Annotated in this window: 13 protein-coding genes and 1 tRNA gene; 4 read left to right on the forward strand and 10 right to left on the reverse strand. The window is 68.8% G+C overall.

Translation table 11 applies throughout. The annotated features are described in order from the left end of the window. Positions 1 to 32 precede the first annotated feature (32 nt). The 5 genes from AC5Y4T_RS07130 to AC5Y4T_RS07150 all read right to left on the reverse strand — a co-directional run bounded on the left by AC5Y4T_RS07130 (position 33) and on the right by AC5Y4T_RS07150 (position 4433). A tRNA-Ala gene (locus AC5Y4T_RS07130) sits at positions 33 to 105 on the reverse strand. A 50-nt stretch (positions 106 to 155) separates the two neighbouring features. Then, entirely contained in the window at positions 156 to 1214 is a 1059-nt protein-coding gene (gene sepX, locus AC5Y4T_RS07135) for a divisome protein SepX/GlpR (protein ID WP_499918456.1), read from the reverse strand. A gap of 213 nt (positions 1215 to 1427) precedes the next feature. After that, the gene (locus AC5Y4T_RS07140; RefSeq protein WP_499918457.1) at positions 1428 to 2081 is read right to left on the reverse strand and encodes a GNAT family N-acetyltransferase; all 654 of its coding nucleotides are present in this window, start codon (positions 2079 to 2081) and stop codon (positions 1428 to 1430) included. A gap of 20 nt (positions 2082 to 2101) precedes the next feature. Then, positions 2102 to 3391, reverse strand: coding sequence for a molybdotransferase-like divisome protein Glp (gene glp, locus AC5Y4T_RS07145; RefSeq protein ID WP_499918458.1), 1290 nt, complete (start codon positions 3389 to 3391; stop codon positions 2102 to 2104). Between the two features lie 130 nt (positions 3392 to 3521). Further along, the gene (locus tag AC5Y4T_RS07150; protein ID WP_499952530.1) at positions 3522 to 4433 is read right to left on the reverse strand and encodes a UTP--glucose-1-phosphate uridylyltransferase; all 912 of its coding nucleotides are present in this window, start codon (positions 4431 to 4433) and stop codon (positions 3522 to 3524) included. A gap of 76 nt (positions 4434 to 4509) precedes the next feature. Between AC5Y4T_RS07150 and AC5Y4T_RS07155 the strand changes: the two genes are divergently transcribed. The 4 genes from AC5Y4T_RS07155 (at position 4510) to mscL (ending at position 6812) form a co-directional block, all read left to right on the forward strand. Next, complete coding sequence (locus tag AC5Y4T_RS07155) at positions 4510 to 5109, forward strand: 5-formyltetrahydrofolate cyclo-ligase (RefSeq protein WP_499952531.1); 600 nt, start codon at positions 4510 to 4512, stop codon at positions 5107 to 5109. A gap of 83 nt (positions 5110 to 5192) precedes the next feature. Beyond that, the gene (locus AC5Y4T_RS07160) at positions 5193 to 5543 is read left to right on the forward strand and encodes an FmdB family zinc ribbon protein (protein WP_499918462.1); all 351 of its coding nucleotides are present in this window, start codon (positions 5193 to 5195) and stop codon (positions 5541 to 5543) included. A 64-nt stretch (positions 5544 to 5607) separates the two neighbouring features. Next, positions 5608 to 6288 (forward strand): SAF domain-containing protein, encoded by a 681-nt coding sequence (locus AC5Y4T_RS07165; protein WP_499952532.1) that lies wholly within the window; start codon positions 5608 to 5610, stop codon positions 6286 to 6288. 65 nt (positions 6289 to 6353) lie between these two features. Beyond that, complete coding sequence (gene mscL, locus AC5Y4T_RS07170) at positions 6354 to 6812, forward strand: large-conductance mechanosensitive channel protein MscL (RefSeq protein WP_499950885.1); 459 nt, start codon at positions 6354 to 6356, stop codon at positions 6810 to 6812. Between the two features lie 40 nt (positions 6813 to 6852). Here mscL and AC5Y4T_RS07175 read toward each other — a convergent pair whose 3' ends face one another. The 5 genes from AC5Y4T_RS07175 to rpmF form a co-directional block, all read right to left on the reverse strand. Then, complete coding sequence (locus AC5Y4T_RS07175; protein ID WP_008254072.1) at positions 6853 to 7350, reverse strand: MogA/MoaB family molybdenum cofactor biosynthesis protein; 498 nt, start codon at positions 7348 to 7350, stop codon at positions 6853 to 6855. A gap of 59 nt (positions 7351 to 7409) precedes the next feature. Further along, complete coding sequence (locus AC5Y4T_RS07180) at positions 7410 to 8921, reverse strand: S1C family serine protease (protein WP_499950886.1); 1512 nt, start codon at positions 8919 to 8921, stop codon at positions 7410 to 7412. A gap of 72 nt (positions 8922 to 8993) precedes the next feature. Beyond that, positions 8994 to 10565, reverse strand: a complete 1572-nt coding sequence (locus AC5Y4T_RS07185; RefSeq protein ID WP_499952533.1) for a HAMP domain-containing sensor histidine kinase — start codon at positions 10563 to 10565, stop codon at positions 8994 to 8996. A 16-nt stretch (positions 10566 to 10581) separates the two neighbouring features. Continuing rightward, a complete protein-coding gene (gene mprA, locus AC5Y4T_RS07190; RefSeq protein ID WP_067930060.1) occupies positions 10582 to 11268 on the reverse strand; it encodes a two-component system response regulator MprA in 687 nt (228 codons plus the stop codon). A 59-nt stretch (positions 11269 to 11327) separates the two neighbouring features. Beyond that, positions 11328 to 11501, reverse strand: a complete 174-nt coding sequence (gene rpmF / locus AC5Y4T_RS07195) for a 50S ribosomal protein L32 (RefSeq protein ID WP_003872812.1) — start codon at positions 11499 to 11501, stop codon at positions 11328 to 11330. Positions 11502 to 11778 lie beyond the last annotated feature (277 nt).

An 11778-nucleotide genomic window follows, 5' to 3' on the forward strand; every position in this document is an offset into this window, starting at 1 on the left:
TTAAATACCGTATCTAGCTGGACTTTCTTCTGTGGAGCTAAGGGGAATCGAACCCCTGACCTACTCGATGCGAACGAGTCGCGCTACCAACTGCGCCATAGCCCCTGACCGCTAGCAGGCTACCAGCCGCGGCACCAACCGCCGAACTGCGAGCGCTACTCGCCGACCGCGCGCGGCAGGTCCCGGGGCCAGCCGAAGGTCCGCATCGCCATCGCGTAGTCCAGGTGCTCGAAGACGGGGTCCTCGTCGTCGATCTCCAGGACCACCGCGCCGGGGCGCCGCAGCCGCGACGGGATCACGTCGTAGTCGCGGTCGTAGGCGTTCTCCACGCCGAGTCGCGCCCGCGCCATCCGCTTCATCCGGCGGTGCCGCACCTTCTCCTCGATGCGCGTCTGGCGGCGGAGGTAACCCAGGTAGAGCAGGGTGATCGCGGTGGCGCTGCCGCACGCCCACCAGGCCGCCGGCGAGACCTTGAAGGCCGCGGTGGCCGAGCCGATCAGCACGAGCGCCATCGCGATCAGGACCTTCTTGCGGAAGGCGTACTTGCGCGCGCTGACCGCGGCCGCGGTCTTGGTGTCGAACCGGCGCCGCCGTGCGGCGTTGCGCGGCATCGGCGCCGGCGCCTCGTCGTCGGCGTCCTCACCCTCGGCCGCGGGCTCCAAACCGGACGAGTCCTCGATGTACTCGTAGCGGTCCTCGTCCTCGCCGCCGCGCTCGGCGACGGCCTCGGTGTCGGCCTCGTCGCCTTCGACGGGTTCGACGTCGGCCGTGTCCGCCTCGGCAGCAGAACCACTGGCGCCCACCGGAAGTACGTGAGAGTCCTCGACGACGTCGACATCGAGGTAGTCGGGTTCGGTCGGCTCGGCGACCGCCATCCGCATCGCGACCGGGCGCTGGCGGCTCAGCTCGTCGGTGTCGGCGTCGTCCGCCACATCATGGTCGCGGTCCTCGTCCTCGGAAAAGCGTTCGTCGTCGAGGTCGGTGTCGGTCGAGTCTTGCGGCGGCGTCCAGTCGGGGTCGCTGCGATGCCCGGCGGCCGGACCGCTGCGCTTGATCAGCCGGGAGTTGCCCCCGCCGTTGAGCACCCGGGTCGCCAACGCCACGTCGCTGGTGCGCCGCACCGCGTCGCGTTTGCTCACGAGCATCGGCACCAAGACGAACAGCCATAGCACCACGAGCGATATCCACAACAATGACTGCGGGATGCTTGGCATGTTGACCTGCTCTCTTCGGTGTCCATCGCCCGCGAAGCCCATCTCTGGCCGACGCGGCCGGGTCCAACTGACCAGGACAATTACACACCTGTAATTTGCCTCTCACAAGCACCATGAGTCACTCGTGTCGCGCCAGTCCCAGAACGGCAACGATTTGGACTCCTCGGCCGCCGCGGGAGACCCTGGGAGCGGACGGCCTCGCAACGGCCAGGGTCACACCCAGCTGGCGTTCCCGGCGCGCACCAGCGTCGATGCCACCGATCCGCTCACTTCTTCGGCGGTGATGGCCATCAGCAGATGATCCCGCCACGCCTTGTCGACTTCCAGGTAGCGCTGCAATAGGCCTTCCTGGCGGAACCCGACTTTTGCCAGCACCGCGCGGCTCGCGGCGTTTTCCGGGCGCACGGTGGCCTCGACGCGATGCAACATCACCGGGCCGAAACAGTGATCCAGGCCCAGCGCCAAAGCCGCGGTCGCGACGCCGCCGCCGGTGGCCGAGCGCGGCACCCAGTAGCCGATCCACGCCGAACGCAACGCACCGTGGGTGACGTTGCCGATGGTCAGCTGGCCACAGAACTGGCCGTCGAGTTCGATGACGTAAGGCAGCATCCGCCCCTGCCGCGCCTCCGCACGCAAACCAGAACACAACGCCGGCCACGCCGCCACCGCGTGGCGAGTCGTCCAATCGCCCTCGGAACTGGGCTCCCACGGTTCCAGATGCGCGCGATCGGTCAGCCGGATCCGGCTCCACTGCGCGCCATCGCGCAGCCGCACCGCCCGCAACCGGACGACGCCGGCCGAAACCCGAAGCGGGCCAACGCTCATGGGCCAACCGGGATGACGGGAATTGGAGCGCAACAGGTTCACCGGGTACGCAGTCTTTTCGCTCAGCCGCGCTGAGCCAGGAAGGCGACGTCGACGATCTCGCCGGTGCGAATCTGCTCGGCGCCGCTGGGCACCACGACCAGACAGTTCGCTTCGGCGAGGGTGGCCAGCAGGTGCGACGACGCGCCCGGGCCGCCGCCGAGCGCCTGCACCAGATACTCGCCGCTGTCCTGGTCGCGCATCAGCTGGCCGCGCAGGAAGCCCTTGCGCCCGGCCACCGACGTGATGGGTGACAGCGTGCGCGCCTGCACGATGCGGCGCATCGGCTGACGCTTGCCCAGCGACAACCGAATCAAGGGGCGGACCATCACCTCGAAAACCACAAGCGCGCTCACCGGGTTTGCCGGCAACAGGAACGTCGGAACGCCCTCGCGGCCCAGCTGCCCGAAACCCTGGATGGATCCCGGATGCATGGCGACCCGCACGACCTCCAACTCGCCGAGCTCGGCGAGCACCTGGCGCACCGCCTCGGTCGCGGCGCCCCCGACCGCGCCGGCGATCACGATCACCTCGGCTCGATTGATCTGGCCCTCGACGATCTCGCGGAGTTCGCGGGGGCCGCCGCTGACGATGCCGACGCGGTTGACCTCTGCGCCCGCATCGCGGGCCGCGGCCGCCAGCGCGTAGGAGTTCACGTCGTAGACCTGCCCGTTGCCTGGGGTACGCGAGATGTCGACCAGCTCGCCGCCCAGCGCCATGATCGTCACCCGAGGACGTGGGTGCACCAACACCCGTTCGCGGCCGACCGCGGCCAGCAGCCCGACCTGCGCCGCGCCGATCACCGTCCCGGACCGCACCGCCACGTCGCCGGGCTGGACGTCGTCGCCGGCGCGGCGCACGTAGGCGCCCGACGGGGCGCCCCGCAGAATCCGCACCCGCTGGGTCCCGCCATCGGTCCAGCGCAGCGGCAGGACCGCGTCGGCCAGGGTCGGCAAGGGGGCCCCGGTCTGCACGCGCACGGCCTGGCGCGGCTGCAACCGGCTAGGCGTGCGCGAACCGGCCTCGACGGTGCCCATCACCGGCAGCACCAGGCCCTCGCGCCCGTTGCCCTCGCCGGAATCGTCGAACGGTCCCGGCAGACGTTCACTGCCCACCTCGCCGACACCGATCACGTCGACGCTGCGCACCGCGTACCCGTCGATCGCGGCCTGATCGAACCCGGGCATCGGGCGTTCGGTCACCACCTCCTCGGCGCACATCAGTCCCTGCGCCTCGGCGATCGCCACACGTATCGGCCGCGGGGCCACCGCGGCCGCCGTGATCCGGGCCTGCTGCTCTTCCACCGAACGCACAGCGCGCCTCTCTGCCCTCAAACCCGGCGGGCGCCGCGCATCGGGCGACCCGCTCACTGCGCAGGCGGGGCATCCCCGCCCGGGACCGCTACGCGCTCCGCCGGCCTCCGCCAGCCGGGTGACCGCCCGGCTAGTGTTCGGCCAGGCCCAATCGCGCTACCAACCACTGCCGCAAATCCGGGCCGTAGTCGTCACGATCCAATGCAAAGTCAACCGCAGCCTTGAGGTAGCCGCCGGGATTTCCCAAGTCGTGTCGAGATCCGCGATGCACGACCACGTGCACCGGGTGGCCCTCCTCGATCAGCAAGGCGATCCCGTCGGTGAGCTGTACTTCGCCGCCGGCCCCACGCTCGATGCGGCGCAACGCATCGAAGATGGCGCGGTCGAGCACGTAACGGCCGGCCGCGGCGAACAGCGACGGCGCGTCCCCGGCCGGAGGCTTCTCGACCATGCCGTTGACCTTGAGCACGTCGGGATTGTCGTCGTCGGGAATGGGTTCGACATCGAAAACGCCGTAGGCGCTGACCTCCTCGGGTGTCACCTCGATGGCGCACAACACCGTGCCGCCGTAGTGCGCGCGGACCTTCGACATCGTGCCCAGCACGCCGGTGGGCAGCACCAGGTCGTCGGGCAGCAACACCGCGAGGGCGTCCTCGTCGTCAGCCAGCCGCGACTCCACGCAGCCGATCGCGTGCCCCAGCCCCAGCGGCTCGCTCTGTACCACGGACTCGACCTTGATCAGCTGCGGCGCGCGGCGGACTTTGTCGAGCATCGCCGTCTTGCCGCGTTCCTCCAACGTGCTTTCCAGCACTAGGTCCTCGACGAAGTGCGCGACGACGCCATCCTTGCCCTCGGAGGTGATGATCACCAGCCGCTCGGCGCCGGCCTCGGCCGCCTCGGCGGCCACCAGTTCGATGCCCGGCGTGTCGACAACCGGCAACAGCTCCTTGGGGACCGTTTTGGTCGCCGGCAAGAAGCGGGTCCCGAGACCCGCGGCGGGCACGACCGCAGTGCGTGGCACCACCACGTTTGGGCTTGACATTATTCACACGATAACCCGCATCGGCTCGGCCGAGTCGCTGTGGCGCGTCCGAAGACCTGGCTGTCATGGTTGACGCATGGCGACCACCGGCAAAGCCGCGCTGCGCGACCAGCTTCTCGCCGCCCGGCGTCAGGTTGCCGACGACGTTCGCGTCGCCGAGGCGCAGCAGGTATGCGCGCGACTGGAAGCCCTGGAAAGCATTGTGACCAGCGACAGCACGGTCTGCGCCTACGTGCCGGTGGGCACCGAGCCGGGGTCAATCGACATGCTCGATACGTTGCTGCGGCGCGCCGGACGGGTCCTGCTGCCGGTCGCGCGCACAACCGCTGACAACGCGCCGCTGCCGCTGTCCTGGGGCGAATACCGGCCCGACACCCTGACCACCGGGCGGTGGGGGCTGCTCGAACCGCCGGAGCCCTGGCTGCCGGCGTCGGCCCTGGCGCAAGCCGGCGTGGTGCTGGTGCCGGCGCTTGCCGTGGACCGGCGCGGCGTGCGGCTGGGCCGGGGCCGGGGCTTCTACGACCGCTCTCTGGGACTTCGGCGCCCACGCGCGCGGCTGATCGCGGTCGTTCGGGACACGGAGGTGCTCGACGAATTACCGGCCGAGCCGCACGACGTCCCCATGACCCACGCGCTCACACCACGACAGGGATTGATCGACCTCGCCGGCCCCTGATGGGAATGAGTCATGTCACGTGGCGGTTCTAGCACTTGAGACGCTAGAGTGCTAACCAGGTTTGTGATCATCCGGAGGTTTTTGTGCCGACTTACAGCTATCAGTGCACCGAGTGCGACGATCGCTTCGACATCGTGCAAGCCTTCACCGACGACGCGCTGACCACGTGCGAACGCTGCTCCGGGCGGCTGCGCAAGCGCTTCAACTCCGTCGGCGTGGTGTTCAAGGGCAGCGGCTTCTACCGCACCGACAGCCGCGAGTCGGGCAAGAAATCGTCGAGTTCGAGCAACGGCTCCTCGTCGAGCGACTCGGGATCAAGCAGCTCGGCCTCCAGCGAAACGTCGGGCTCCGGCTCGGGCGAGAAGTCCAGCTCCAGCTCGAGCGACAAGTCGAGCAGCAGTTCGGCAACATCGACGGCCGCCGCGACCAGCTGACGGTTATCCACACCGGCGTTGCCGGCCGTGAGCCCGGGCGCCGGGTTGCGCCTACCGTTGCGACGTGGGCGAATCATCGCTGAACCCAAGCCTATTGACCCGGCTGTCGCTGTGGCTGCGCCCAGACTGGACTCGCACCGTGCTGGCACGCCGAGTCGCCGCGGGCGGGCTGGTCGTGCTGGCCGCAATCGCGACGCTGCGCTCCAATCCCGCCGGTGACTACGCACAAGTCGTGGTGGCCGACCATGACCTTCGTCCCGGTGTCGGGTTGACTCCCGCTGATGTTCGACTCGAAAAGCGTTTGACCGCAACCGTTCCCGACGGGGCGCGAGCCGACCTGGGCGCGGTGGTGGGTTCGACGCTGACCGGCCCGACACGACGCGGCGAGGTCATCACCGACGTCCGGTTGTTGGGAAGCCGGTTGGCGGAGGCCGCAGTCGGGTCAAAGGCGGGGCCGGGCGCTCGCATCGTGCCGCTGCATCTGGCCGATGCCGCCCTGATCGACCTCGTGCGGGTCGGGGACGTGGTCGACGTCCTGGCCGCGCCGGCCGCCAGCGCGCCGGACAATTCGCACGCCGCCCCCAAGGTGGTGGCCACCGACGCCGTGGTGGTGCTCGTGTCGGCCAAAGAAAAGATTCAGGCCGCCGATGCCGACCGCGTAGTGTTAGTTGCGCTGCCGGCTCGTGTGGCGAACGCGGTAGCAGGGTCGGCGCTGGGCCAGACCGTCACGCTCACCCTGCACTGAGTGCCTGGCCGTCGCTGGTCCGCCAGCCGACAGCAGATTCTGTCCAGTCCCAGAAAGGCGTCTCAATGCTCAAAGGGTTCAAGGAGTTTCTCTCCCGGGGCAACATCATCGACCTGTCTACCGCGGTGGTCATCGGTACCGCGTTCACCGCACTCGTCACGACTTTCACCAACGCCATCATCAAGCCGTTGATCAACCGGATCGGGGTCAACCAGAAGTCCGACCTCGGCGTCCTGCGGATCGGCATCGGTGGCGGCCAGACCATCGATCTGAACGAAGTCCTGTCAGCCGCCATCAACTTCGTGATCATCGCGGCGGTCGTCTACTTCCTGGTCGTGCTCCCGTACACCACATTGCGCAAACGCGGTGAGGTCGAGCCGGCGGACGACGCGCAGGTCGTCCTGCTCAAGGAGATCCGCGACCTGCTCGCGCAGACCAACGGCGACGCGCCGGGCAAGCACGGCAGTGTGACCACCACGCCTCCACCCGAGCACGGGCCCCGCGCGGAAGCCGAATCGAAGTAACCGCGTCGGCTTGCCGCGGGGCGCACCTCTCGGCGCGGTCTTAGATCTCCAGGCTCGACAGTTGCCCGATGATCTGGGCCGCCAACGGGTTCAGCGTCGCCATCCCGTCGCGCACCGCGTAGCGGGAGCCCGCCAGGTTGACCACCAACGTGCTGCCGGACACCCCGGCCAGACCGCGTGACAATCCGGCGTCGATGATCCCCGCCGACAGCCCCGAGCCGCGGATTGCCTCTGCGATGCCGAGGATTTCGCGGTCCAGGATCTCGCGGGTGGCCTCCGGGGTTACGTCGCGGGGGGTGACGCCCGTCCCGCCGACCGAGACGACCAGGTCGACCCCGCCGATCACCGCGGTGTTCAGGGCGTTGCGGATCTCGACCTCGTCGGCGGCGACGGCGACCACCCCGTCGACGACGAATCCCGCCTCGGTCAGCAGTTCGGTCACCAGCGGACCGCTGTGGTCCTCGTCCCCATGAGCGGTGCGATCGTCGACCACCACAACCAAAGCCCGGCCAACTACCAGTTCCGCGCCCGTTTCCATGGAGGCAACCGTATATCCGAGCTCAGACAATCCCGGCGCCGAGGGTTCGTCCACTCTCACTACTGATCCGCCTTTCCGAGGGTGACCGGCAATGTCCGGCTGCCGCCGCCAGCGGGATCCTGGAACGTCAGCGAGATCTTGTCGCCGGGTGCTTTGGACCGCACGGCCGCAACCAGCGCGTCGGCGCTGTTGATGGGCCGGTCGTCGACCTTGGTGACGACCACGTTCTTGGGGACGCCGGCGGCTGCCGCGGCACCGCCCGCCACGACGTCGACGACCTTGGCACCGGGGGTGCCCTTGTCGTTCATCACCTGCACGCCGAGCGAGGCGTGGGAGGCTTTGCCGCTGGCGATCAGTTCGTCGGCGATGCGCTTGGCCTGATCGACCGGGATGGCGAAGCCCAGACCAATCGAACCGCTCTGGGCGTCCGGCGAGTCGGCGCCCAGGGTGGCGATGGCCGAGTTGACGCCCACCAGCTGGCCGTTCATGTTGACCAGCGCACCACCGGAGTTACCGGGGTTGATTGCGGCGTCGGTCTGGATCGCGTCCAGCACGGTGTTCTGGTTGCCCGACTCACCGGTGGTGGACACCGGCCGGTTCAGCGCGCTGACGATGCCGGTGGTGACGGTGCCCGACAGACCCAGCGGCGAGCCGATCGCGACGACCGGCTGGCCGACGTGCAGGTCGGACGAGGAGCCCAGCGAGATGGGCGTGAGTCCGGAAATGCCCTGCACGCGAATCACGGCGATATCGCTGGTGGGGTCCGCGCCGACCACGGTGAACGGCGCGGTGCGGCCGTCAGAGAAGGTCACCGTCGTCTTGGGCGTCGGGGCGCCGGCACCGGCACCGCCCGGGCCACCCGGTACGCCGGGAGGCACCGGAGCGCCGGTCGGCCCTCCGGGCCCCTTCGGCGGTCCCGCCGCGGCGGCGATCACGTGGTTGTTGGTCAGGATCAGCCCGTCGGTGGACAGGACGATGCCGGAGCCCTCCTCGGACGCCCGACCGATGTCGGTCTCGAGCATCACGACGCTGGGCACCACTTTGGAGGCGACTTGTTCGACGCTGCCGGGCGGCATGTTCGCGGCCGGGACACTGGGCGCCGCCCCGATGACCCGGCCGCCACCGTTGCCCGTCGAGTGCGTGCCGAGCTCGATCGCGGTGGCCGCGGCACCGCCGATGCCGGCCGACACCACCGCGACGGCCAACGCGCCGACGATCAAAAGGCCTGCGCGAGAACGCTTTTGGGGCTCCGGTGGGATGGGCATGCCCGGCGGCATGCCGGGAATCGGACCCGCGCCGGTGCCTCCCGGTATCGGACCCACACCGGTTCCGCCGGGGATCCGGCCCGGCCCGGTGTTGCTGAAGGGCTCGTAGGGCGGCCGGAACTGGGTCGTCGGCGACGACGAGGGCTGCGACCGATAGCGCCAGTCGTATTGCTGGTTGTACGGCTGCTGTTGTCCCGGGGCATAACCTGGGGACACCGCATGGCTGGGGACTGGCGCAGTCTGATTGGGCGCGGGGGGGTATCCCGGCTGCTGCGGCGGTGGCGAATACCTCGGGTCATTCGTCATGTCGCTAAGTCGCTCTTCCTCTATCTCAGTGTTTCGGCAAGTCGACGGCTGGGTCCAACAGTAGCCGCAGACCTACCTTGCCCGCGCGGACTGAGAGTCCACTGAGATAACGTTCGCTGATTCCCGAGAGTTCGCCTCATCGCCGGCCGCCGCTCGAGAAGGGTCGGTCGCGATGTCTACCTGGCCGGCTTGCCGCTCAGCGGCGCCAGGCGTGCCGTGCGTCGGGGCGGGTAACGGCCGGCCGGGCAACAGGACATAGAACGAAGTACCCGGCGGCTGGCCTCCCGGAACGGTGTCCTCGACGCGCAGCAGTCCCCCGTGGTTGAGGACCACCTTCTTCACAATCGCCAGCCCGAGGCCCGAGCCCGGCATGGCGCGTGCCGTCGTCGATCGGTAGAACCGCTCGAACACCAGACGGCGCTCCTGGGGCGGAATGCCGGGGCCGTGGTCGGCGATCACCAGCTCGGCGTGCGACGGGTCGAGCTGGCGCATAGTGACACCGACGTGGCCACCGGGCGGGCTCCACTTGGCCGCGTTGTCCAACAGGTTCAGGACCGCCCGAGACAGCCCCGCGGCGTCGCCGTACGTCTGCCACGGCGTCACGTCGACGTCGAAGTGAATGTCGTTGCGCCGCCGCCTGACTCGCTCCAGGCTGCGATCGATGACTTCGGACACGTCGACGGACTCGTGCACCACCTGGCCGGCGTCGTCACGGGTCAGATCCACCAAATCGCCTACCAGCGTTGACAATTCCTCGATCTGCGCGATGACATCCGCGCGCAGATCGACCATCTCCTGCTCGGGTAGGCGCGGCGCCCCCGGCTCCATCGCGGCCATCAGCAGCTCGACGTTGGTTCGCAGCGACGTCAGTGGGGTGCGCAGTTCGTGCCCGGCGTCGGTGACCAGCCGCGCCTGCCTCTCCCGGGACTCGGCCAGCGCGCGCAGCATCAGGTTGAACGACTCGGTGAGCCTGGCCAATTCGTCACTGCCGAACACGGGGATGGGCCTCAGGTCATCGGTGCGCGCCACCCGCTCGGCCGCTTCGGTCAAGCGCGCCACCGGGCGCAGCCCTGCCCTGGTGACCATGCCCCCCGCCACCGCGGCGACCGCCACACCGACCCCCCCGACGATCAGCAGCACCCAGCGCAGCCGGTTCATCACCGCTTCGGTGGGCTTGAGGCTCTTGGAGATCAGCAACGACGTGCCGTTCTGCAGGTGCACGGCAAGAATTCGCTGATCACCGGCGGTACGGCGCGACATGAACAAATCACCGTGGATGACCGCTTTTTCCGGTGCGCCGACCGGCAGGGTCTGGCCCGGCTGCTGGGCGGTGTAGATCGCGTGGCCCGGGTTCACCAGCATCGCGTTGACGTCGGAATACGCGGTGCCCTCGATGGCCTTGCCCGGGTCCGCGGCCAGCGAGCCGCTGGCGATCAGCAGTTGCGCCCGGCTTTGCAGCTGGTTGTCGATGTCGCTGTACAGCGCGGCAGAGATCACGGCGTAGACGGCGAAGGCCATCAACACCACGACCATCGCGACCATTGACATCGCCAGCAGCATCACCCGCCACCGCAACGACAACGAGGGCGTTGCGCGCAACGGTGGGCGCAGCGGTGGACGTTGAGGCCGGGGAAACCGGATCATCGAGGGGCCCGCATCGTCACGGGGGTGTCTCCCGAAGGACGTAGCCCACGCCGCGCACTGTGTGGATCAGCCGCGGCTCCCCATCGGCTTCGGTTTTGCGCCGCAGATAGCCCACGTACACCTCCAGCGCGTTGCCCGAGGTGGGGAAGTCGAAGCCCCACACCTCCTCGAGGATGCGGCTGCGGGTGAGCACCCGGCGCGGATTGGCGATCAGCATCTCCAGCAGCGCGAATTCGGTGCGGGTCAGGCTGATGCGGCGCTGACCGCGGGTGACCTCGCGGGTCACCGGGTCCAGCGTCAGGTCGGAGAACGTCATCGCCACCGATTCCGCGTCGTCCTCCGGCTTGGTGCGGCGCAACAGCGCGCGCATCCGGGCCAGCAGCTCTTCCAGGGCGAACGGCTTGGGCAGGTAGTCGTCGGCGCCGGCGTCCAGCCCGGCGACCCGCTCTGACACCGAATCGCGCGCCGTGAGCACCAGGATCGGCAGGTCGTCACCGGTGCTGCGGAGCTGGCGGCAGACTTCGAGGCCGTCCAGGCGCGGCATCATCACATCCAGGACGAGCGCGTCGGGGCGATCGCTCGCGATCAGTTCGAGGGCCTCGACCCCGTCATGGGCCAGCTCAACCGAGTAGCCGTTGAAGGACAGTGACCTACGCAGCGACTCGCGCACTGCGCGATCGTCGTCGACGACCAGTATTCGCACGGCCCCTAGTTTCGTCCCACCGCCTGAGACTGACCTGAGAGGCGCGCCGTGAGGGGGGGCTAGCGGCGGTCGAGGTCGATCAGACCGAGGCGGGCCGCCTTGAGCAGCCTGCGGGGCACTTTGTGCCGCTGACCTGCGACCGTCACACCGACGAGTTCGGTCTTCTCGGCCTTCCACTGCGCGCGCCGGCTACGGGTGTTCGCGCGCGACATTCTGCGCTTGGGTACGGCCATGGTCGGGCCTGACTCCTCAATCTGGGACTTGCAGTTCGGCATGTCGCGCGGCGTGGCCGGTGGGCCGATCGGGCGGGCGACGATCGCACATCAGGATAGTCGCTGGTCGGCTTGTCGCCAAAATGGGCGCCGCGCCGGCCGGCAGGCTCGCCGAGATTGCCGTGAGGGCTGTGACTTTTTGGCGAAGTGCGACCCCATGGGCAATCTCGGCGCCAAGGGAGTCACCAGGCATCCTTGACGTGACACCGGCGGTACCCGCTAACCTACCGGTTGGTTG

The sequence above is a fragment of the Mycobacterium sp. NGS11 genome (genome assembly GCF_059813315.1).